The 19701-nt window shown below is 65.7% G+C and carries 26 protein-coding genes; 14 read left to right on the plus strand and 12 right to left on the minus strand.

Going from position 1 to position 19701, the window contains the following annotated elements:
- Window positions 1–249 precede the first annotated feature (249 nt).
- From QQM37_RS02930 to QQM37_RS02940, 3 genes are read left to right on the plus strand one after another with little or no spacing between them, the layout of a single operon-like run.
- Window positions 250–678, plus strand: a complete 429-nt coding sequence (locus QQM37_RS02930; protein ID WP_285724853.1) for a DUF3099 domain-containing protein — start codon at window positions 250–252, stop codon at window positions 676–678.
- Window positions 675–959, plus strand: a complete 285-nt coding sequence (locus tag QQM37_RS02935) for a hypothetical protein (protein ID WP_285724855.1) — start codon at window positions 675–677, stop codon at window positions 957–959. Before QQM37_RS02930 ends, QQM37_RS02935 begins: the two co-directional genes overlap by 4 nt.
- Window positions 956–1870: an SURF1 family cytochrome oxidase biogenesis protein gene (locus tag QQM37_RS02940; RefSeq protein ID WP_285724856.1), complete on the plus strand. Its 915-nt coding sequence runs from the start codon at window positions 956–958 to the stop codon at window positions 1868–1870. Before QQM37_RS02935 ends, QQM37_RS02940 begins: the two co-directional genes overlap by 4 nt.
- Here QQM37_RS02940 and QQM37_RS02945 read toward each other — a convergent pair.
- The gene (locus QQM37_RS02945; protein ID WP_285724858.1) at window positions 1843–3444 is read right to left on the minus strand and encodes an ABC-F family ATP-binding cassette domain-containing protein; all 1602 of its coding nucleotides are present in this window, start codon (window positions 3442–3444) and stop codon (window positions 1843–1845) included. The two genes, QQM37_RS02940 and QQM37_RS02945, sit on opposite strands and share 28 nt — an antisense overlap.
- Window positions 3445–3684: 240 nt before the next feature.
- Here QQM37_RS02945 and QQM37_RS02950 point away from each other — a divergent pair, with 240 nt between their 5' ends.
- Genes QQM37_RS02950 through QQM37_RS02960 form a run of 3 tightly spaced genes read left to right on the plus strand, consistent with a single transcriptional unit; the run spans window position 3685 to window position 5793 of the window.
- Window positions 3685–4341 carry a biotin transporter BioY gene (locus QQM37_RS02950; protein WP_285724861.1) on the plus strand — a complete coding sequence of 219 codons (657 nt, stop codon included), beginning with the start codon at window positions 3685–3687 and terminating at the stop codon, window positions 4339–4341.
- Between the two features lie 16 nt (window positions 4342–4357).
- On the plus strand, window positions 4358–5128 hold the full coding sequence (locus QQM37_RS02955; RefSeq protein WP_420030113.1) for an energy-coupling factor ABC transporter ATP-binding protein: 771 nt from the start codon (window positions 4358–4360) through the stop codon (window positions 5126–5128).
- A complete protein-coding gene (locus tag QQM37_RS02960; protein WP_285724863.1) occupies window positions 5128–5793 on the plus strand; it encodes an energy-coupling factor transporter transmembrane component T family protein in 666 nt (221 codons plus the stop codon). The genes QQM37_RS02955 and QQM37_RS02960 overlap by 1 nt, the downstream gene beginning before the upstream one ends.
- Before the next feature lie 32 nt (window positions 5794–5825).
- Here the strand turns inward: QQM37_RS02960 and QQM37_RS02965 are convergent, their stop codons facing one another.
- Window positions 5826–6992: a thiolase family protein gene (locus QQM37_RS02965; RefSeq protein WP_285724865.1), complete on the minus strand. Its 1167-nt coding sequence runs from the start codon at window positions 6990–6992 to the stop codon at window positions 5826–5828.
- On the minus strand, window positions 6967–8427 hold the full coding sequence (locus QQM37_RS02970; RefSeq protein ID WP_285724867.1) for an AMP-binding protein: 1461 nt from the start codon (window positions 8425–8427) through the stop codon (window positions 6967–6969). Before QQM37_RS02970 ends, QQM37_RS02965 begins: the two co-directional genes overlap by 26 nt.
- A 74-nt stretch (window positions 8428–8501) precedes the next feature.
- Here QQM37_RS02970 and ypfJ point away from each other — a divergent pair, with 74 nt between their 5' ends.
- From ypfJ to QQM37_RS02995, 5 genes are all read left to right on the plus strand, one after another.
- Complete coding sequence (ypfJ, locus tag QQM37_RS02975) at window positions 8502–9419, plus strand: KPN_02809 family neutral zinc metallopeptidase (RefSeq protein ID WP_285724869.1); 918 nt, start codon at window positions 8502–8504, stop codon at window positions 9417–9419.
- 670 nt (window positions 9420–10089) lie between these two features.
- Window positions 10090–10422 (plus strand): ArsR/SmtB family transcription factor, encoded by a 333-nt coding sequence (locus QQM37_RS02980; RefSeq protein WP_285724871.1) that lies wholly within the window; start codon window positions 10090–10092, stop codon window positions 10420–10422.
- Entirely contained in the window at window positions 10422–10877 is a 456-nt protein-coding gene (locus QQM37_RS02985) for an SRPBCC family protein (RefSeq protein ID WP_285724873.1), read from the plus strand. Before QQM37_RS02980 ends, QQM37_RS02985 begins: the two co-directional genes overlap by 1 nt.
- 2 nt (window positions 10878–10879) lie before the next feature.
- Window positions 10880–11236, plus strand: coding sequence for a VOC family protein (locus QQM37_RS02990; protein ID WP_285724875.1), 357 nt, complete (start codon window positions 10880–10882; stop codon window positions 11234–11236).
- A 31-nt stretch (window positions 11237–11267) separates the two neighbouring features.
- On the plus strand, window positions 11268–11390 hold the full coding sequence (locus QQM37_RS02995; RefSeq protein ID WP_285724876.1) for a hypothetical protein: 123 nt from the start codon (window positions 11268–11270) through the stop codon (window positions 11388–11390).
- A gap of 39 nt (window positions 11391–11429) precedes the next feature.
- On the opposite strand, the gene QQM37_RS14495 is transcribed toward QQM37_RS02995, so the two are convergent.
- A complete protein-coding gene (locus QQM37_RS14495) occupies window positions 11430–11951 on the minus strand; it encodes a DUF5946 family protein (protein ID WP_420030114.1) in 522 nt (173 codons plus the stop codon).
- A gap of 11 nt (window positions 11952–11962) precedes the next feature.
- Between QQM37_RS14495 and QQM37_RS03000 the strand changes: the two genes are divergently transcribed.
- On the plus strand, window positions 11963–12460 hold the full coding sequence (locus QQM37_RS03000; RefSeq protein ID WP_285724878.1) for a 2'-5' RNA ligase family protein: 498 nt from the start codon (window positions 11963–11965) through the stop codon (window positions 12458–12460).
- A 54-nt stretch (window positions 12461–12514) separates the two neighbouring features.
- Here the strand turns inward: QQM37_RS03000 and QQM37_RS03005 are convergent, their stop codons facing one another.
- From QQM37_RS03005 to QQM37_RS03015, 3 genes are read right to left on the minus strand one after another with little or no spacing between them, the layout of a single operon-like run.
- Complete coding sequence (locus tag QQM37_RS03005; RefSeq protein WP_285724880.1) at window positions 12515–12652, minus strand: hypothetical protein; 138 nt, start codon at window positions 12650–12652, stop codon at window positions 12515–12517.
- Window positions 12649–13521 (minus strand): SDR family NAD(P)-dependent oxidoreductase, encoded by an 873-nt coding sequence (locus QQM37_RS03010; RefSeq protein WP_285724882.1) that lies wholly within the window; start codon window positions 13519–13521, stop codon window positions 12649–12651. The genes QQM37_RS03005 and QQM37_RS03010 overlap by 4 nt, the downstream gene beginning before the upstream one ends.
- A gap of 23 nt (window positions 13522–13544) precedes the next feature.
- Complete coding sequence (locus QQM37_RS03015) at window positions 13545–15170, minus strand: MFS transporter (RefSeq protein ID WP_285724883.1); 1626 nt, start codon at window positions 15168–15170, stop codon at window positions 13545–13547.
- A 21-nt stretch (window positions 15171–15191) separates the two neighbouring features.
- Between QQM37_RS03015 and QQM37_RS03020 the strand changes: the two genes are divergently transcribed.
- Window positions 15192–15653, plus strand: coding sequence for a MarR family winged helix-turn-helix transcriptional regulator (locus tag QQM37_RS03020; RefSeq protein WP_285724884.1), 462 nt, complete (start codon window positions 15192–15194; stop codon window positions 15651–15653).
- Here QQM37_RS03020 and QQM37_RS03025 read toward each other — a convergent pair.
- The 5 genes from QQM37_RS03025 to QQM37_RS03045 form a co-directional block, all read right to left on the minus strand.
- Window positions 15636–16946 carry an RNA polymerase sigma factor gene (locus QQM37_RS03025; RefSeq protein WP_285724886.1) on the minus strand — a complete coding sequence of 437 codons (1311 nt, stop codon included), beginning with the start codon at window positions 16944–16946 and terminating at the stop codon, window positions 15636–15638. The two genes, QQM37_RS03020 and QQM37_RS03025, sit on opposite strands and share 18 nt — an antisense overlap.
- Complete coding sequence (locus tag QQM37_RS03030) at window positions 16883–17254, minus strand: YciI family protein (protein WP_285724887.1); 372 nt, start codon at window positions 17252–17254, stop codon at window positions 16883–16885. Before QQM37_RS03030 ends, QQM37_RS03025 begins: the two co-directional genes overlap by 64 nt.
- A gap of 40 nt (window positions 17255–17294) precedes the next feature.
- Window positions 17295–17876, minus strand: a complete 582-nt coding sequence (locus QQM37_RS03035) for a dihydrofolate reductase family protein (protein ID WP_285724888.1) — start codon at window positions 17874–17876, stop codon at window positions 17295–17297.
- A gap of 99 nt (window positions 17877–17975) precedes the next feature.
- The gene (locus QQM37_RS03040) at window positions 17976–18377 is read right to left on the minus strand and encodes an SDR family NAD(P)-dependent oxidoreductase (RefSeq protein ID WP_337250236.1); all 402 of its coding nucleotides are present in this window, start codon (window positions 18375–18377) and stop codon (window positions 17976–17978) included.
- Window positions 18378–18499: 122 nt separating this feature from the next.
- Window positions 18500–19090 carry a MarR family winged helix-turn-helix transcriptional regulator gene (locus tag QQM37_RS03045; protein WP_285724890.1) on the minus strand — a complete coding sequence of 197 codons (591 nt, stop codon included), beginning with the start codon at window positions 19088–19090 and terminating at the stop codon, window positions 18500–18502.
- Between the two features lie 215 nt (window positions 19091–19305).
- Here QQM37_RS03045 and QQM37_RS03050 point away from each other — a divergent pair, with 215 nt between their 5' ends.
- The gene (locus QQM37_RS03050) at window positions 19306–19587 is read left to right on the plus strand and encodes a DoxX family protein (RefSeq protein ID WP_285725407.1); all 282 of its coding nucleotides are present in this window, start codon (window positions 19306–19308) and stop codon (window positions 19585–19587) included.
- Window positions 19588–19701 lie beyond the last annotated feature (114 nt).

The raw sequence follows: 19701 nt of genomic DNA on the forward strand, positions 1-19701 counted from the left end.
GTCTTGCATCTTATCCGGCTCCGGTTTGCTCTCCTACTTGAGCCTTCAGATGACCGACCCACCGGGCACGACCCACGGTGTTTGTGGGCACCGGGAGGCGGTGGGAGAATGAATAGGGCCAACTTCTACAGAGTTGAGAATTTTCGCCGGTCAGCCTTGACGCACACCATCGGCCAGATTCAGCCCCTTGCACCTGCACGCGCCAGTGCCTGCACTGAACCATGCACCGTCCATCAGAACCCAGGAAACGTGAGCAGAGACGACCGGCGCCGCGAGGCCGTTCAGAACATAACGAACGCTCCTACCGCGCATAGCGATGAGATGCGCTCACGCATGATCAAATACGGCCTGGCCATGTTCATCCGTCTGGTCTGCTTCGCCCTGCTCTTCGTGGTGGACGGCTGGTGGAAGCTGGTTCCCATTCTGGGAGCCGTCCTGCTGCCGTGGTTCGCCGTCGTGATCGCCAATGGTGGTGGCGACACGGAGCGCCCGGCGGAGAACGCGCTGATTGACCACGTACCCCAGGCTGAGCTGGGCCAAGGCAGCACCACAGCGCACGATGGCGATGCGCAGGATGCTGCCGGGCCGGTGGTGATGCGCGGTGAGGTCGTGGACGATGCCGAATCCGAGGCCGGCCCAGGCACGAGCAGCCCAGCCGCGGACGGCGGCGCAGCATGAGTTTCCTCGACTCTCTTTCACAGTCGGACCCTCTGGGGCACCCGCACCGTGCCATCGTGCCGGAGAACCGGTGCTCCCGCAAGGGCTGCCGGGAACTGGCGCACTGGCAGGTCCGCTGGAACAACCCGAAGGTTCACACACCGGAACGCCTCAAGGTCTGGTTGGCCTGTGAGGAACACCGCGCCTGGCTGGAGGATTATCTTCACCTGCGCGATTTCTGGCGCGACACTGTTCCGCTGGACGCCTCTACCCCCGCCCACTCCGAGGAGGATCAGGGATGAACTTCCGTTTCCTGCTCACCAGCCGGTGGCTCGGCTATCTGGCGCTGACCGCCTTCTTTGCAGCAGTCTGCGCTGGCCTGGGCGTCTGGCAGCTGGGACGCCATGACGAGGTGGTGCGCAGCATCGCCCGGGTGAACGCCAACTACACGGCCACCCCGGTCGATTTCGCGACGGCAAAACCCTGGCTGTCCAGATTCGACCCGGCCAGGGAATGGACGCCGATCACCCTCACCGGGCACTATCTGACGGACGGGCAGCGAGTGGTCCGCAACCGGCCAAATAACGGCCAGCCGGGCTACGAAGTGGTGGTTCCGTTCCGGCTCACTACCGGGGAGACCGTCATCGTGGATCGGGGCTGGCTGCCGATCGGAGACCGCGAGGCCGGTCACCCGGATACTGTGCCGCAGCCCGCCTCAGGAGAACTGACGGTCGTCGGCCGGCTCAAAGCTGGCGAACCCACCGTGGCACGGGGCGCACCTGCAGGTCAGATCGCCTCGATCAACCTCCCCGACTACTCCCAGGAGTTGGGTTACCCGCTGATGAGCGGCTCGTATCTGCAGATCGCTTCCGAGTCCCCGGCGGCTGCGCAAATGCCCGTCGGATTCACTGCGCCGAGCATCGATGAGGGCACCAACCTCTCCTACGCCATGCAGTGGTTCGCCTTCGGCGTCCTGTTCTTCATCGGCTACGGCTATGTCGCCTACCAGCAGGCCAAGATCGAGCGCGACGAAGCAGACGACGAGGCGGAAGCAGCCCTGGAATCGGGCTCAGTCTTCGGCGCCGCGATCGCACAGACGAAGGCCCGACGCGCGCGCACCGTAGAGGTCGAGGACGAGCTCCTGGATGCCCAGGGGTTCCAGGGTGGAACCGTCCCGATGACCGATCAGGCCAAAGTGATGAGGTCCAGGTAGTCGGCGCTCCAGTGATCCTCGACGCCGTCCGGTAGCAGCACGACGCGCTCCGGGTTGAGCGCCTCCACAGCCCCCTCGTCGTGACTGACCATCACCACGGCACCCGAGTAGTTGCGCAGCGCGCCCAGGATTTCCTTGCGGCTGGCCGGGTCAAGGTTGTTGGTCGGTTCATCCAGGAGCAACACGTTGGCGCTCGAGGCGACGATGGTGGCCAGTGCCAGGCGGGTCTTCTCCCCACCGGAGAGCACACCGGCCGGCTTGTTGACGTCATCTCCCACAAAGAGGAACGAGCCCAGAATGCCACGGACATCCGCATCGCCCAGGTGATCCGGGGCAGCGGAACGCATGTTCTCCAGCACGGTCCGTGAGACATCCAGCGTGTCGTGTTCCTGGGCGTAGTAGCCGACCTTGAGGCCGTGGCCCGGGAGCACCGTTCCGGTATCCGGCTTGTCGACGCCCGCCAGCATGCGCAGCAGCGTGGTCTTGCCGGCACCGTTGAGACCCAGGATTACCACCCTGGAACCGCGGTCGATCGCCAGGTCAACGTCGGTGAAGATTTCCAGCGAACCGTAGGATTTGCTCAGCCCCTCGGCGGTCAGCGGAGTCTTGCCGCAGGGTGCCGGATCCGGGAATCGCAGCGCTGCCACCCGGTCCGCCGTGCGCTCCTCGGCCAGACCTGCCAACATGCGCTCCGCGCGTCGCGCCATGTTCTGGGCGGCCACTGCCTTGGTCGCCTTGGCGCGCATCTTATTGGCCTGATCCAGCAGGACCCCGGCCTTCTTCTCCACGTTGGCGCGCTCACGCTTACGGGCGCGCTCATCGGTTTCACGTTGCGTCAGGTACTTCTTCCAGCCCAGGTTGTACTGGTCGATCGTCGCCCGGTTCGCGTCCAGGTGATACACCTTGTTGACGGTCGCCTCGAGCAGCTCCACATCGTGGCTGATCACCATCAGACCGCCCTGGTGAGCCTTGAGGAAGTCGCGCAGCCAGGTGATGGAATCGGCATCGAGGTGGTTGGTGGGCTCGTCCAGCAGCATGGTCTGCGCGCCGGAAAAGAGGATCCGGGCCAGCTCCACACGACGGCGCTGACCGCCCGAGAGCGTCTTCAACGGCTGGTTCAGAATGCGGTCCGGCAGCGCAAGGTTGGAGGAGATCGATGCCGCTTCCGACTCAGCGGCATAGCCACCGCCAGCCAGAAATTCCTGTTCCAGGCGGTCATAGCGCGCCATGGCCTTGTCCCGGATTTTCGTGTCCTCGGAGGCCATCTCCACTTCGGTGGCGCGCAGGCGGGAAATCACCACATCCAGGCTCCGGGCGGACAGAATCCGGTCCCGCGCCAACTGATCCATATCCGGTGTACGCGGATCCTGCGGCAGGTAGCCGATCTCACCCGAGCGGGTCACCGTGCCACCGGCGGGCAGCCCGTCCCCGGCAAGAACGCGGGTCAGCGTGGTCTTGCCAGCGCCATTGCGACCCACCAGGCCGATCTTGTCGCCCTTATCGATGCGAAAGCTCACCTCGTCCATGAGCAGGCGCGCACCAGCACGCAGTTCAAGGTTCTGGACGGTAATCACGAGGGAGGCCTTTCAGCGGACAGACAGGGGACGGTCGTCACAGCGGACGATGGCGAGTGGGGCATTCCGGAACCGCCAACAAACCCGGCGTACGGCACCCAAACCCATCCAGTCTACGCCGTCTGCGCAACACAGGCTCTTCAGCCAGGGGAGACGGTAAAGTCGTGAACTGAGTCGAACCCCGACGAACCCTCTCACCGACCGCCTGCTCATCAGCCAAACCCGCATAGGAGCATACCGATGGCCTCCAACCCTCCCGGCCTCAGCCCGGTCAGCGCCGCTCGGGCCACCGACCGAACGGCCTCCACTGCCGTCACAGCCACCTCCCGCCGGCGCCGCTGGGGAGCGCAGGATCTGTCGCTGATCGCCGTGTTTGCCGCCCTGATGGTTGTCTCCGCTGTCGTCCCGCCGATTCAGATCGGCAACCTGCTGGGCGTGCCGCTGACGCTCCAGACCTTCGTGGTCACCCTCGCGGGCCTGCTACTTGGCCCGGCCCGGGGCTTCGCCGCGGTGGGCCTCTACACCGTCATCGGCCTGCTGGGTCTGCCGATTTTCAGTGGATTCCGGGGCGGGCTCGCCATTCTGGTCAGCCCCAGTGCCGGCTATCTGCTCGCCTTCCCCTTCGTGGCCCTGATCATCGGCTGGCTGGCCGTGCTGGCGGTCCGTTCGCGCCGCTGGATGCAGCCAACCCTGCTGATCGCCGCCGGGCTGGTGGGGCTCGTCGTCGATCATGCCGCCGGAATCCTGGGAATGATCATCAATGGCAAGCTGGCCGCGGGCGCCGCACTCGGCGCGGATCTGGTCTTTGTTCCCGGAGATGTCCTCAAGGTGGTGCTCACCGCGCTGGTGGCGCTGAGCCTGCACCGCGCCTTCCCTGCGCTGCTGCGCCGACGCTGAGGCCCGGGCTCCCCCGGTGACCATTGATTTCCGTGCTGCCTCGGTGGAGATCCCCCGCGAGGACTCCCCCAACCATCACCAGAAGCCTGCCCAGCCAATCCTGCAACCACTCACGCTGAGTCTGCGGGAACACCGAGTCGCGGTGGTGGGAGCCAACGGTTCCGGCAAGTCCACCCTGCTCCGGCTGATCAATGGTCTGGTGCCGCCCAGCGGCGGGACGGTGACCGTGAATGGTCTGGACACGGTGGTCAACGGCCGCGAGGTGCGTCAGCTGGTCGGGTTCATGTTCACCGATCCGCTCTCCCAGCTGGTGATGCCCACGCCGCTGGAAGACGTGGAGCTGTCGCTGCGCCGCACCGGGCTGAGCCGATCGGCCCGCCGTGCCAGGGCTCTGGACTGGCTGGACCGGTTTGGGCTTGCTGCGTTGGCAGACAACAGTGTGTTCTCGCTCTCCGGCGGCGAGCGGCAGCTGGTGGCCCTGGCCAGTGTTCTGGCGGTGGAACCACGCATCCTGGTCCTCGACGAGCCCTCTACCCTGCTGGATCTGGCGAACACCGAACGGCTGCGTCAATTGCTGGCGGAGCTGCCGCTGGATATGGTGCTGGCCACCCATGACCTTGACTGGGCGGCGAGCGCGGACCGGCTGCTGCTGGTGGATCAGGGGGCCATTGCGTACGATGGCGAACCCCACCGTGGCATTGCCCAGTACCGGAGGCTGGTGGCTGGGCGGTCCGCGGCGAATGTCCGCGGCAGGTTCCCGGGTCTGTCCACCGAGGGGCAGTCCTGATGCGTGGACACGCGTTCCTGATCGGCCAGTATCTGCCCGGTACATCCTGGCTGCACCGCACCCCGTATCTGCTGAAGCTGCTGGCGGTGGCGGTGGTCGGCATTCTGTGCACCCTGATTCCGCTCTGGCTGCCAGCGGGCTGGCTGCGCCTCGCCGTTCAGCTGGCTCTGGTGCTGGCCGTCATCGTGGCCTACCCCTCGACGGGGCTGCCGCGGCTGGCTCTGTGGGGACCGATCAGGCTGCTCTGGCCTGCGGTGGTTCTGGTGACCGTCTACCAACTGCTCACCGCCGCGCTGGGCGGCGGATCGCTCAGTGACGCCGGTTTCACCGCGGCCAGCTTCACCCTGATCCTGTTCAGCTGCGTCTACACCGCCGCCCTGCTGAGCCTGACCACTCCTGTCCAGGAGGTGCTCGACGGTCTTGGCCTGTTATGCCGGCCGCTGCGCGTTCTGGGTGCCGATCCGGAGCGGTTTGCCCTGACGGTCAGCCTGATGTTCCGGAGCATTCCCTATCTGCTCGGTGCCTATGCGGATGTGCACGATGCCGCCAGGGCCCGCGGCCTGGAGCGGTCCTTCCGCGCCCACGCGCTGCCCACGGCGATGGCGACCGTTGCCCTGGCCACGGCGACCGGGGAGGCGCTGGCCGCCCGCGGTCTGGGAGACTGAGATTTCTCATTGCTGGCGCCGTCCGACAGGCCTCAGACCGCGACCCACTCGAAGCGGGCTGCCACGCCCAGACCACCGGCGATGCTCGCCCCGGCAACCGCCCCCATGGCAGGGCCTTCCTCCGCACACTGGCTGAAAAGCCGTAGGACCGACATCGCGCCCGAGGCACCGTAAGGGTGACCCCAGGCGAGTGCGCCGCCCTGCCGGTTGAACATCGCGGCGTCCCGGCCCAGATCATCAGCGCAGGCCAGTACCTGTGCAGCAAAGGCCTCGACGATCTCCACCCGCTCACCGCTGAAGTCAGGTGACAGTCCGCCGAGCTTCCGGATCGCGGCGGCTGCCCCCAGACCGGGCTGGCGGGGATGGACGCCCGCGGAGGCGCCCGCGACAAAGCGCAGACCACCGCGATACCCGGCACGCTGCGCGGCTGCCTCGCTGAGCACCAGAACGGCAGCGGCACCATCGGCGTCCTGGCAGGAATTTCCCGCTGTCACGGTTCCGTGTTCACTGAAGACGGGAACGAAGCGCGCCAGTAATGAGGCATTGATCCGGGGGCGCAGGCCTTCATCGCTGCCAGCGGCGGTAGTGGGTTCATCCACCCGCTCGGCGCGGAACTGCCCATCGTGGTCAGCGGCGAGGGCCCGTTGATGACTGAGCAGCGCGTATGCGTCCTGCCGGGCACGCGAAATTCCGAGGTGTTCCGCCAGCTGATCAGCCGCCGGTCCCAGATCGGGGTCGCCCAGAACGTCCGGCGCAAACCGGGCCCTGGCGTAGAACTCCAGTTCGCCGGTATCGCCACGGAAGGCGCGGGCCGGGGCGGTGCTGATGCTCTCCACCCCACCTGCCAGATACGCGCTGCCCGCCCCAGCCTGCACCAGACGGCAGGCCTGGATCACCGCTTCCAACCCGGAACCGCATTGCCGGTCCACGCTGACTCCCGGCACTTCCACCGGGAGTCCGGCCTCCAGCAGCGCCAGCCTCGCGACATTCCCGCCGCCGCCCACCGCATTGCCCAGGATGACGTCATCGGGCGGTGTCAGGCCACGATCCGCCAGCTGGGCGGCAAGATGCCGCAGTACGCCCGCGGCGAGGTGCTCAGCTCGAAGTCCCCGGTGCAGGCCGTTGACCCGGCCAAAGGCCGTGCGACCCACGGCCACGATCAGCGGCGTGCGTTCAGCCGATGCGTCGGACACGGTCATCCCCCTCGGTCACCCAGCGTAGGAACAGGCCTCGCTGAGGTTTACCCCCGGTGCCCCAGGGCATCTCCGAAAGCTCAAAGAGCAGCACCGGGATTTTGTACCCGGCCAGGGTTCTGGCGAGGCCCTGTTTGAGGTCACGACTGGTCAGCGTCTGGGCAGCAAAGCGGTCACGCGGCAAGACTCCGGCCACCAGTTTGTCGCCGCGTACGGCATCCGGGATCCCCGCGACCACGGCATCGGCGATTCCGGACAGCGCGCAGAGGGCCCGCTCCACCTCGTGGGGATAGACATTGTGCCCGCCGCTGAGCAACATGTCGTTCTGCCGACCCAGAATATGCAGCACGCCCTGATCCGTAAGATAGCCCAGATCCCCGACCGTCATCCAGCCATCCTGGCGGCGGAACCCTTCGTCATCGTGCCCCCAGAGGTAGCCTTCGCTACCCAGTTCGCTGCGCACATGCACGACGCCGGGAATCCAGGCGGGTAGCGACTCGACGGAACTGGCTGGATCCCTGATGGCCAGCTCCACCCCCGGGAAAGCGGTGCCTACCGCGGTACCGTCCTGATCCATCCCAGCGCTGGCCAGACCCGCAGCAAGGAATCCGAGTTCGGAGGCTCCGTAGTATTCGTACACTGTGGCCTGGGGCAGCCACCTGCGGACAGCCGCCATCGTGGCCGGGCTCAACTTCGCGCCGGAGGAGACGACCGTGCGCACGGAGTCGTTACGGGGTGAGTGCTGCCGCTCCGCCACCAGAGCTCTGCCTGCGCACAATGAGAGCATGGTCGGCACCAGAATGATCCGCTCGACCGGCTGGCCCGCCGTCAGCCCCCGATCCAGCGCCGCGAAAATCTCTGCCACCGAGAACTCGCTGAGCAGCTCAATCGTGGCACCCGCATACAGGCCCTCAGCCAACGAATACAGGTTGAGGCTGGCGCTCAGCGGCCCGGGAATGAGCATCCGCTCCCCCTCGCGCAGGTCGAAATAGTCGATGGCGGCTTCAAAAGAGCGCCGCCAGGACCCGCGATTGCGGGCGAAGCCCTTGGGGGTTCCGGAAGTGCCGGAGGTCAGCCCGATCAGGAAAATCGAGTCTTCTGGACCGTCAGATAGTTCGTCAGTCGGCGCGGCTTCGCTGATCCGCTCTGCTCGGTCATCCCACCAGGAGCGCAGTTCCACCCAGACCCGTTGCGTCAGGTCCTCAGGCCAGCCGGGATCCAGGACGCAGATCTTCCGGGTACCTGCCAGGCCCGCCACCAGTCGCACCACCAGGTCGAGTGAGGTTGGCTCCTGGAAAACGCTCAACGGCAGGGCGTCCGGCAGGGCTGCGACCACCGCGGCCCGCAGCTGGGCGTAGCTCAGCGAGGCCTCGCCCAGGCGGAGGGCGGTGCGCTGCGGGTCAACATCCGCCCAGTGATTCACACGGTCAAGAAACGGCATCCTCCCCATCCTAGAAGGCCTCCGCTACTGGAGGGCCCTCGCCGCCGTTGGCGCCCCTTGGCTATGGTTGAACTATGAGTTTTAATGAAGGCGCTGGCCTCGATCCCTCACAGGTAGAAGACCGTCGCGGGTCCGGGATGGGCACCGGCGGCAAAGTAGGCATCGGCCTCGGCGGAGTCCTGGTACTGCTGATCGGAGGACTGCTGGGAGTCAATCCAGATATTCTCAACAGTGTGGCCGGGATGGTGGGTGGTGGATCCTCGCAACAACAGCCTGCTCTGCCGCCTGGCACCGGCGCGGTCTCCGAATGCAAAACCGGGGCGGACGCCAATAGCCGCCTGGACTGCCGCATCCTGGCCACCGCCAACAGCCTCAACGCCTTCTGGCCCGGATACCTCAAACAGCACGGCGGAGCGACGTACACGCCCATCACGACCGTTCTGTTCAGTAACGGCACCTCCACCGCCTGTGGGCCAGCCAGCACGGCGGTTGGGCCCTTCTACTGCCCTGCCGACAAGAAGGCGTATTTCGACCCCGGATTCTTCCAGGAACTCGTGGACAAATTCGGTTCCTCCGGCGGCCCGCTGGCCCAGGAGTACGTCGTGGCCCACGAATTCGGTCACCATATTCAGGACATCCTCGGCACCATCAGCAAAGCCCAGAGTGACCCGCAGGGGGCCAGTTCAGGTTCCGTCCGGGTAGAGCTCCAGGCCGATTGCTACGCAGGCATCTGGATGCGGTATGCCTCCACCACCAAAGACCCCACCACGGGCCAGCCATTCCTGAAGCAACTCACCCAGAAGGACCTGACCGACGCGCTTTCGGCGGCATCCTCCGTGGGTGATGACCGGATTCAGAAGGCTGCAACGGGGCGAACCAACCAGGAGTCCTGGACGCACGGATCCAGCGCCCAGCGGCAGAAGTGGCTCACCACCGGCTACCAGAGTGGTGACCTCAAGGCCTGCGACACCTTCGCGGTGGCGACCCCCTGAGTGGCTGCTGACCCACCCCGTGCGGTCACCAGATCCCGCGTCACTCCCCCACGAACCGGGATCTGCTAGCAGGTCCCGGTTCACAAGCCCACCAGGCGGTACTGGATGACCGAGCGTACGATCCTTGACACACCTCAAGCAGCTTCTCCAAAGGAAAAGCGAATCCGAGCTCGCGGCCGAGTCCGGTGACGTTGAATCCAGGATCGAGACAGTTCGCGGTGATGCCGGTGCCTTCAATGCGGCGGGCGAGCTCGAGGGTGAACATGATGTCCAGCAGCTTGCTCTTCCCGTGCCGCAGCGAGGATCCGCGTGCGGTGAACGGGCTGGCGTCAGTGAGGTCGTCGGGAAGGACGAGGGTGCCGTGGCGACGCGATGCTTCGGATTGTCTGCGCAGGCACACCCGCGACGCGCCTCGATGACCAGGGTGAGGAACCAGGAAAATGGATCCTCCGGGAGGCGATCCCCGTGGCGAAGCCCCGGAGCCGATGCTGCTACAGAGAGCAGGCTTCGGGCACTAGTCGAGCAGGCCGCCGTCTGACACGAAACATTCCCCCGGGGAGCATTCGACAAACGGGCAGGAGCTCCAGATCGATTGCAGGCTCGGACTAGGCTCTGTCGTTAGTTAAGAAGGCACTTGACTTTTGCGGTCTGAGCGAGAACAGTTAAGGAAATGCTTCACCAATCTGAGTCCGATGTCCTCGGTCGCGTCTTTCAAGCGCTGGCCGATGACACCCGCCGGTTGATCATCGAACGGCTGGTTCGTGGTCCGGCGGCGGTGTCGACTTTGGCCGAGCCGTTGGCGATGTCTTTGTCGGCTGTGATGCAGCACCTTCAGGTGTTGGAGAAGGCGGGTCTCATCGTCACCGAGAAGGTCGGCCGGGTGCGCAACTGCCGGATCGAACCGGAGACGCTGCGCCAGGCGGAGCGCTGGCTAAGCGTTCAACGCACCGACTGGGAACTGCGGCTTGACCAACTCGATAACTATCTGAAAGGAAGCAACTGATGGGTGTAATGCATTCGACCTTCACGCTAGAGCGGCACTATCCGGCAACGGTGGAGCGGGTGTTCGACGCCTGGGCGAACCCCGATGCACGCAAACGCTGGATGGCTCAAGGAGCGGAGCATTCTCAAGACTTCGTTCTTGGCGGTGTTGAGACGGTGAGGGGGGTCGATGGAGAGGGGCGCATTCTGATTTATGAGGCACGCTATGTCGAGATCGTGCCAGGCGAACGCATCCTCACGACTTCGACCCTGCATACCGAAGATCGACTGTCGACCGTCTCGGTCACCAGCGTCGAGTTCCAAGCAGAGGGTTCCGGCACCCGCGTTGTGCTGACCGAGCACGGAATCTATCTTCCCGGGCAGGAGCAACCATTGTGGCGTGAACAAGGAACGGCACAGCAATTGGACACCTTGGCTGCGGAATTCCACGCAGCCACCGAGGAACAGGAGATCTGATCATGGCGCATGTGGAGCACGTGCTTTCCGTCCTCGCCGTCAGTGACATCAAGACGGCCAACAGCTGGTACAGCAAACTGTTCGGCCGGGCGCCCGACAACAACCCGATGCCGAACCTGATCGAATGGCACGTCACTGACAACGGATGGGTACAGGTGACCGAGGATCGGCATCGCGCCGGCCGCAGCATGCTCAACCTGGCCGTCTCCGACATCCAGGAGGGAGCGCGGGAACTCCGAGAAATGGGCCTTGAGCCGGGAGAAATCATCGAGGCCAACAAGGGTGTGCGCCTCTGTCCGCTCAGCGACCCTGACGGAAACGCCATCCAGATCGTCGGCAACTTCCGTGTGAAATACTAACCAGCCGCCCGGCGCTTTGTTTCGCGGCAAGATGTCTGCAGATCTGTCGATGTTCGGGGGAATGAGGGACCTGCAGCCGCTCTGGGGGCATCCCGCGGCCGCCGTCCTGCGCCTGGGGCTGGCCGGAGACCGCGTCGCGATGGCTCTGACATGAACGATGCCTGCACCCGATCTCCTAGCGGGCTCACGATGTCTACTCAATCCGCTGCATTCTCTCTTCTGCAATCGAGGATGCCCATTCGAACATTCGGCGCTCGTACCCGGACGCTGGAAAGGAGCCATCGACTGAGACATCCTCGATCGTGACAGAAGGTACCGAGGTGCGCGGAGGAGGCGACCCCACCACGAGCGGGGGCTTACGACCGCGCCGGTTCGAACGCACACGATCGGATTCGAGTTGATTTACCGCGTCTAGGCCACCGGCCAGGAACGTTGTGACCATCTGCCACAGGCCGTCCGATGCGCCGGCAGGCGCTTGTGATGGATGCTGAAGAAGAAAGCACGCGACATTGAGTCCATGGAACCGGCCCCACGGCTGCAAGCGTTGGTGATCCAGAGCCAGGAGGGCGTGGAAGAGGTCACCACAATTGCCAAGGCGTCCGCTGGCACCGCACTCAATACAGGATGCTGCTTCGTCCCCCATAGTCTCAAAGGATACGGGTTGACGCCACGGCGCCCGCAAGCCGATCCGCGTTCGGGACGCTTCGCTTGCCATAGCGTCGGCTCATGAGGAGCTATGCCGTTGTCGCACTGTTCGATCCGCTCGAGATCGACACGACGATCAGTCGCCGGGCATGGCCGATGCACCTCACCCTCGCCTCGAACTTCACTACTGCCGCGACCGCTGACCGGATCATCGAGGTCTTCGCCAGCGCAGCGCCGCCGCCCGAACCGCTGAGCGTCCTCGTCGGCGAACAGGCGCTGTTCGGACCAAACCACGATGTGCGAGTCCGGTTCGTGGATTCGGAACAGGCGGTCAGCGTGCACAATACGCCATACGGATCAGCTCGAATCCCTCTCCGGTTCGTCGCTGAAGAACCGGCGTACTGGCGCGATGGGTACCGCCCGTCCCTGACTCTTGGCGCATCGGTGACTGCAACTGAGGGTGCCAGCAGAACTGCGAACTCCGTAGCGGTCGTAGATCCTCGACAGCGACGCCAAGGTCGTCGCCCTTCTGCACCCGCGAGGCGCACGCTAACCGATAGTCTTCCGCGCGGACAATGAGAATGACGCAGTCGACATCGCGAACGGAGCGAACTTCGGCCTAGGCTCGTGCCTCTACAGTACCGACGCCGCGCAGGCGGAGCGGGTGGCGGACCACGTCGCGACCGGGCGCTCGTTATCGCCGATGCCGTCACGGCGCAAATGCAGGGGAGCGTCGGCAGCACCACGCAGTCCGAGGGATACCTCCGTCACTCGCCTGACCTGGCTTGCAGGAGCTCCTCGGTGTGCTCCCAGAGTCGCCGCTGGGTGTCGGCGTCGGATCCGGGATGCACGGGGGTGAGGCGCGCGGTGTTCTTGACGGTGTAATAGCCGCCGCTCTGGCCCTCGAAGTAGGGGTCGGTGGCGAGGCGGACGATGAGCCCGGAGCCGTGGGTGGGGTCGCCGATGTGCAGTCGGGTGAGGAGCTTCTCCAAAGGGGCAGCGAATCCGAGTTCGCGACCGAGTCCGGTGACGTTGAATCCGGGGTCGAGGCAGTTGGCGGTGATGCCGGTGCCTTCGATGCGGCGGGCGAGTTCGAGGGTGAACATGATGTCCAGCAGTTTGCTCTTCCCGTACCGCAGCGAGGATCCGCGGGTGGTGAACGGGCTGGTGTCGGTGAGGTCGTCGGGAAGGACGAGCGTGCCGTGCCTGCGGGATGCCTCGGAGGCCACGTTCACGACCCGGGCGTGGTCGGCTCGTCCGAGGGCGGGGAGGAGCGCCTGCGTCAGGATCCACGGGGCGAGGTAGTTGACGGCGATCATCTCGGGTAGTCCGTCCGGGGTGATTCTCTGTTCGAAGCCGTGGAGTCCGGCGTTATTGATCAGCACGTCGACACGGTCGTAGCGTGCGGCGATCTCGGCCCCGACGCGGCGGACGTCTCCGAGTCGGGTGAAGTCGGCGAGGAACACGTCAACCTCGGCGTCAGGTGACGCCGTCTGGATTTCGGCGACGATAGATGCAGCGCGCTCGGTACTGCGAGCGGTGAGCGCGAGGCGTGCACCCTGTTTGGCGAGGTCGATGGCGGCGAGCCGGCCGAGGCCGCTGGTAGCGCCGGTGATGACGATCGTGGGATGGGAGGGCATAGGTAGTCCTTCGGTCTGGGGAATCAGTCGGTGATGAACGGGTGCTCGGCCTCGACGAGCTCAGCATCCTCCTCGTGGACGGCGCGCGGGCGGACGATGAGGCCGACGAGCGCGCCGACGACGCAGATGCCCGCGGCGATCAGCATCGTCGTGCTCATCCCGGCGAGGAACGCAGCATGCGTCATGTTCGTGAGCAGGTCCGCGACGGCAGGGGACGATCCGGGCGGGATGGGGGCGACTCCGCCGGCGACGGCGGTGCTGCCGAGCTTCTTCAGCGGGGCGGTCAGCGCATCGGGCAACCCGGATGCGTCGAGCTTCGCGCCGAACGCAGCCGCGGTGCTGGCGGCCATGATGCCGCCCAGGACGGCGACGCCGAGGGCTGCGCCGAATCGGCTGGCGGTCTGCTGCACGCCGGCGGCGGGGCCGGCGAGTTCGACGGGCGCGTTGCCGACGGTGGCGTTGACGGTCGCGGTGACGAGGAGTCCGAGGCCGAGGCCGACCAGCGCGAGACCGGCGGCGACTTGGAGGTATCCGCCTTCGACGCGCGCGAATGACATGCAGGCGAGCCCGGCGGCGAGCAGCAGAGAGCCGATCACGAGCGCCCAGCGGTCTCCGATGCGTCCGATGACACGGCCCGACAGGATGGCGGAGACGAGCATCGCGACTCCGAGCGGCAGCAGCCAGACGCCGACGGTGGTCGCGGGGACGTGCTGGATCTGCAGCCAGAACAGGGAGACCAGGAACAGTCCGCCGTTAAGGGCGTAGAACGCCAGGATGCTCAGCACTGACCCGGCCGCGAACGAGCGATCCCGGAACAGTGCCAGTGGGACGAGCGGATCGGCCGCGTGCCGCTCGACGAGGAGGAACCCCACGAACGACACCACCGCGACCACGAACAGGACGAGGGTGCTGGGCGCGCCCCATCCGCTCGTCGGAGCGTCGATGAGTGCGTACACGAGGGCGGTCAGGGCCACGATCAGCAAGACCGTGCCGGCGTAGTCGAATCGCCCGGTCGTCGGGATCGTGACCTCGCGCAGCAGGACGAGCCCGAGGATGAGGCAGACGACGGCGATGGGCACGTTCACGAACATCGTCCACCGCCATCCGAGGTACTGCACGATCAGCCCGCCGAGGATGGGGCCGGCGGCAATCGACAGGCCCTGCACCGAGTTGAAGATGCCGATCGCGGTGGGCAGCCGCCGTTCGGGGACATTGGCGCGCAGCAGCGACAGGGCGTTGGTGGTGAGGAGGCCGCCGAAGACACCCTGCACCGCGCGGAGCACGACGATGAGCACGACGGGAGTCGAGAAGCCGATCAGGAGGGAGGTGAGGCCGAACCCGACGATCCCGATCAGAAAAATCCGGCGGCGGCCGAACCGGTCTCCGAGCTTGCCTGCGAGCACCAGGGAACCGGTAAGGCCGAGCAAGTAGGCGCTGGTGATCCATTGCAGGTCGCCGAGCCCGATCTTGAGGTCGGTCGCGATCGCGCCGTTCGCGACCGCGAGGATCGTGGTGGCAAGACCGGGCATCAGCGAGCCAAGCGTCACCGCGATCAGCGACAGCCATCCGGCGCGAGCGGACAGCACCGGTTGCGGTGCTGGAGTGAGAGTGACACGGATCTCCTCCGAGATATAGTTGGTATTTACCAACTATATGAATGTGATGGGTAAATGTCCACTACTTCACCCGATGATGCGCGCCGAGATCTCGAGCTGGCGCTCGGCGTCGAGCTCAACGCGCTACTCAGCGCCTCCCGGGCATTGACGGAGCGGACCGCGGCCGCGTTCCACCCCGACCTGCAGCCCGCCGCGTTCCACCTCGCGCGCTGGCTCTACGCCTACGGTCCTGCGAATCCCAGCATGCTCTCGAAAGCGGTGGCCATGGACCGCAGCTCCACCAGCCACCTCATCGGCAAGATGAAGCGCCTCGACCTCGTCATCAGCACCCCCGACCCGGCGGATCGGCGAGGAATCATCGCCACCCTCACACCCGCCGGGCGGGCACGTGTCGAAGACGCACTGAACGTGCGCGGCACCACCTACTTCGCCCGAACCGACTCCTGGTCCGACACCGAGCTCGAGAGCCTGACAGCGCTGCTGCACAAGTTCAACACGTCAGTTCTGGCCGATTGAGGCCCTCGATCGTTGCCGCAGGTACTCAGCCGCGGCCGGGTCTGACTCGAGTTCAGCGGCACGGCTGAACTCGGCCCCCGCCTCGCGGCCGTCCCCAGCACGAGTGAGGAGATCCGCACGCGTCGCATGGAAAGCGGCAAGGCGTGCTCCCTCTGCAGGGATCTGGTCCAGGAGCATGAGCCCCGCGGCCGGACCATCGCAGCGTCCGATGATCGCGGCCAGCGCGATCCGAGCACCCACGGTCGGGGCGACGACCACCAGAGCCTTCGAAAGCGTCTTCAGCGCCGCCCAGTCTGGATCGACGCCATATATCCGGACCGCGTGGACAGCCTGCATAGCGGCTTCCAGGCGGAACCGCCCCGGAACTCCGCCAAGCTGGCCTCCCCGGCGGAGGTAGCTCTCCCCTTCCACGATAAGTCTCCTGTCCCATGTACCCGGGTCCTGCTCATCGAGCGGGACGAACCCGCCCGCTCTGGCTTCGGCGCGCGACAGTGAGAGCGCGATGAGCGCCGCCAGCGCCCAGGCCTCCGGCTCCGTCGCCAACAGCGCGGCCAGGGTCACGGCGAGGTGCAGCGCCTCCCCCGCCATCGAGTCCGGTGCACGAGGTGACCGCCCGTCGACATCGTGCCAGGAGATCGAGTAGCAACCGTAAACCGCCTCCAACACAGCGGAAAGCCGGGCCGGCATGGCTGTGCGACCGGGGATCATCAGCGGTATGCCCGTGTCACGGATGCGGCGTTTTGCCCGCACAAGTCTCTTCGCGAACGCCGCCGACGGCACACCGTACGCCCCGGCGATCTGATCGGCGGTGAACCCGAGGACGGTCTGCAGCATGAGCGGAGTTCGCACCGCAGGGTCGATCGCCGGGTGCGCGCAGGCGAACATCAACTCGAGTCGACGGTCGCCGATCGCATCGGGATCGACCTCATCCAATGACATGGTCAGGCGTGGGTCGTCGGGGTCGAACTCCACACCGGTGCGGCGCGCGGCGGACTTCCAGATGTCGCGTTGTCGGTTCCGGGCCACGGTGAGCAGCCATCCTTCCGGATTGTCGGGCACGCCGGTCCTGGGCCAGGAAACGAGTGCCTGCTCAAGCGCCGTAGCGACGGCATCCTCGGCCTCGGCGATGTCGCCCGTCCGGGAGGCAAGCAGCGCGACGATCCGGCCGAACGAGGCCCGGGCCGCGCGCGCCGCAACGCGGTAGGAGGCGTCGTCGAGACCGGTGCGTGTCACGTGGCCCAGATCCCGGCGACCGTGTGCGTGGCGACCGGACGGATCTCGACTGCACCCCATCGGATGGGCGGAGCCTGCTGCGCCCAGTCGAGCGCCGCATCCAGATCCGCGACCTCGATCAGGAACACGCCACCGAGCTGCTCTTTCGTGTCCGCGAATGGGCCGTCCTGGATCCGCAGCCCACCATCGATGAGCGACACCGTGGTCGAGCTCTCCGACCCATGGAGCACCTCCGCGGCGATCAGCGCCCCGGCCGCCTCAAGGGCCGCCGCGTAGGAGGCGAACGCCACCTTGGCAGCGGCGATCGCCTCCTCGCTGACGTTTTGCCCTTCGCGCTCGGAATAATGCATCAGCAGCATGTATCGCATGACATCAATTCTCCCGCTCCAGGTCGCACGTGGCGAGAGCTCAGTGATTGACGGTGTACTCGGCGATGAGCACGCCCACGGTCGTCGGGATGCTCCGCTCCAGCGTCAGATCAACCCGAGCCCCGTCGCCGAAGAGCCGAGCCCCGGCGCCGAGCACGATCGGATAGACCTGCAGCGCGTACCGGTCCACGAGCCCGGCAGCATGAAGCGAACGCACCAGCTCACCGCTGCCCATGATCAGCAGATCCCGCGCATAGCGCTCCTTTAGTGCAGCGACGGTGTGGACCGCGTCTCCGACGAGCAGCTCGCTGTTCGGGTACTCCAGCACCGTGTCCGCCGAGCGCGACACCACGAACTTGTCCGATCCGAGAAGCGAATCCACGAACGGATTCGGGCCGATCGACGACCAGTAGCCAAGCACGTCGGCATAGGTGCGATGGCCGAACAGCAGCCCTGGACCCTGATTCATCCCTTCGCCGGCGTACTTCATCAGCACCTCGTCCTGGTTGCCATTGAACCAACCGCCCCGAGTGAACCCGCCGCGGATGTCCTCGTCTGCCCGGCCCGGGCCTTGCATGACGCCGTCGACAGTGACACTCTCGAATGCCGTGATCGTGGACATTGATCTCTCCTCTCTGCGACCCGCACAGTGCGGGTTCGAAGAGATGACGATCGAGCAGCATGCCGATGGACACCTTCGTGCTCTTTCCGAATTACACGATTACACGCCCACGAGCGCAGCTGAACGCCGGACCATCTCCGCGGTGACAACGGGATCCAGGCCAATGGGCACCTGCACGCCGAAGTTCCCCGGCTTGGGCCAGTAAACGGCACCGGACCAACCTGCGTCCGTCTCCGCGGTGACAACATTGCTTGCGGATTCTTCGACGCTGTTCAGCACCAGCCGTCCGAGCAGCTTCGTCGCGGCCGAGCGAACGCCCCCGTGGGTCGACAGGTCTGCTTGCACGAACCGGGCTCGACCGGGGCCTGCGGACAACTCGTCGAGCGCACGTTCACCCTTCTCACCGCTCCGGCCGAGGATGGTCACGTCGTCCCCGAGCGCGACGAGGCCGCGCGCGGCTTGGAGTCCGATCCCGCTGTTCCGCCTGCAATGAGGACGGATTGAGGTTGCACGGGTGCGGTCATGTCAGATCCCGTCCGAGTGGCTGGTGCCGAGAGCTTCGAGGGAAAGGCCGAGACCGGGCCCGGCCCCGACGATGGCAGAGGACGGACTGGTTGGGCTCGTCAATCCGAGAGCGGCAGAGCGAGCGAGGTCGGCAACCGACCCTGCGCGCACCCACCGGTGGGGTCGATCGCCGACAGCATCCGGCGTGCGATGTGCGCTGCGGAGCGCTGCTGCGCCTTCGTCAGTGGGGTGAACATCACCCGGCGCACCTCGTCGTTGTAGACCGCCATGCTGGAACGGACCACCGAGGCCCCTTCATCGGTCAGCGTCGCGAGCGTGTATCGCCCATCGGACGGATCCTGCCGGCGCCGTAGCCACCCCCTGGCTTCCATCCGACCGGCGACGTTGGACAGCCGCGGCAGGCTGCTGGCGATCAGGTCGGCAAGCACGCTCATGCGAAGCGTGCGGTCCTCCTCCCCGAACAGCGTGAAAAGCACCAGGAACTCGTAGTGTGTGATCCCGGCATCGGCCTGCATGCGCGCGTCGAGCGTGCCGGGCAGCCGCATCATCAGACAGGCGAACGAGTACCAGACCTGCTGCTCTTCGGGATCGAGCCAGTCCGCGGGCTTGTCATTCACATCGTTCATCATACCGACGCACATGACCAACGGATCGGCATCGATCCTTGGCGAAGGCGCTGAGAGGCTCATCCGTCATCGCTATCCTCGCTCGAGGCCAGGCGGCAAGATCACTGGATCGTCGGCCTGCTTGACTTCATGCATGAAGTACAACACTACAGGATCGATGGTACAGTTCACTTCATCCGTGAACTACTGACGGGACGATGAGGGCCCGTCACGGCACGAAGCGCATACTCGATATCGGAGGTCCCGCTATGGAGATCGTCACCTGAATCGCAACCAGCCTGCTGGCCCTGGTCTTCCTACCCGCCGGAATCATGAAACTGATCCGGACCACAGCTCAGCTGGCCGCATCAGGGCTCGGCTGGGTTCAGGACTTCCCACCGACAGCGGTCAAGCTGATTGGCACTGCCGAGGTCATCGGGGCGGCCGGCGTCGAGATCGGCGGGCTCATCCCGGCGCTCGCTTGGGCAGCACCCACCGCCGGGGTCGGACTCTCGCTGCTCATGGTCGGCGCAGCGGTCACCAGATCCCGCGTCACTCCCCCACGAACCGGGATCTGCTAGCAGGTCCCGGTTCACAAGCCCACCAGGCGGGACCTGCTGACAGCACCAGCCCTCACCGCAGACAGTTGTGCCCCCGCTCAATCCTGAACGGGGGCACAACTGTTTGATGAAAAT

The organism is Psychromicrobium xiongbiense (assembly GCF_030271165.1).
Taxonomy (GTDB): Bacteria; Actinomycetota; Actinomycetes; order Actinomycetales; family Micrococcaceae; genus Renibacterium; species Renibacterium xiongbiense.

Bases quoted from the DNA above. Each gene is read 5' to 3' on its own strand.
- QQM37_RS03030 (WP_285724887.1), bottom strand. From the start codon at position 17,254: ATGCGATACATGCTGCTGATGCATTATTCCGAGCGCGAAGGGCAAAAC.
- QQM37_RS02935 (WP_285724855.1), top strand. From the start codon at position 675: ATGAGTTTCCTCGACTCTCTTTCACAGTCGGACCCTCTGGGGCACCCG.
- QQM37_RS02995 (WP_285724876.1), top strand. From the start codon at position 11,268: ATGTCTGCAGATCTGTCGATGTTCGGGGGAATGAGGGACCTGCAGCCG.
- QQM37_RS03035 (WP_285724888.1), bottom strand. From the start codon at position 17,876: ATGTCCACGATCACGGCATTCGAGAGTGTCACTGTCGACGGCGTCATG.
- QQM37_RS02985 (WP_285724873.1), top strand. From the start codon at position 10,422: ATGGGTGTAATGCATTCGACCTTCACGCTAGAGCGGCACTATCCGGCA.
- QQM37_RS03025 (WP_285724886.1), bottom strand. From the start codon at position 16,946: ATGGGGTGCAGTCGAGATCCGTCCGGTCGCCACGCACACGGTCGCCGG.
- QQM37_RS02960 (WP_285724863.1), top strand. From the start codon at position 5,128: ATGCGTGGACACGCGTTCCTGATCGGCCAGTATCTGCCCGGTACATCC.
- QQM37_RS14495 (WP_420030114.1), bottom strand. From the start codon at position 11,951: ATGGCAAGCGAAGCGTCCCGAACGCGGATCGGCTTGCGGGCGCCGTGG.
- QQM37_RS02965 (WP_285724865.1), bottom strand. From the start codon at position 6,992: ATGACCGTGTCCGACGCATCGGCTGAACGCACGCCGCTGATCGTGGCC.
- QQM37_RS03020 (WP_285724884.1), top strand. From the start codon at position 15,192: ATGTCCACTACTTCACCCGATGATGCGCGCCGAGATCTCGAGCTGGCG.
- ypfJ (WP_285724869.1), top strand. From the start codon at position 8,502: ATGAGTTTTAATGAAGGCGCTGGCCTCGATCCCTCACAGGTAGAAGAC.
- QQM37_RS03045 (WP_285724890.1), bottom strand. From the start codon at position 19,090: ATGAGCCTCTCAGCGCCTTCGCCAAGGATCGATGCCGATCCGTTGGTC.
- QQM37_RS02990 (WP_285724875.1), top strand. From the start codon at position 10,880: ATGGCGCATGTGGAGCACGTGCTTTCCGTCCTCGCCGTCAGTGACATC.
- QQM37_RS02970 (WP_285724867.1), bottom strand. From the start codon at position 8,427: ATGCCGTTTCTTGACCGTGTGAATCACTGGGCGGATGTTGACCCGCAG.
- QQM37_RS03010 (WP_285724882.1), bottom strand. From the start codon at position 13,521: ATGCCCTCCCATCCCACGATCGTCATCACCGGCGCTACCAGCGGCCTC.
- QQM37_RS02950 (WP_285724861.1), top strand. From the start codon at position 3,685: ATGGCCTCCAACCCTCCCGGCCTCAGCCCGGTCAGCGCCGCTCGGGCC.
- QQM37_RS02980 (WP_285724871.1), top strand. From the start codon at position 10,090: ATGCTTCACCAATCTGAGTCCGATGTCCTCGGTCGCGTCTTTCAAGCG.
- QQM37_RS03000 (WP_285724878.1), top strand. From the start codon at position 11,963: ATGAGGAGCTATGCCGTTGTCGCACTGTTCGATCCGCTCGAGATCGAC.
- QQM37_RS02940 (WP_285724856.1), top strand. From the start codon at position 956: ATGAACTTCCGTTTCCTGCTCACCAGCCGGTGGCTCGGCTATCTGGCG.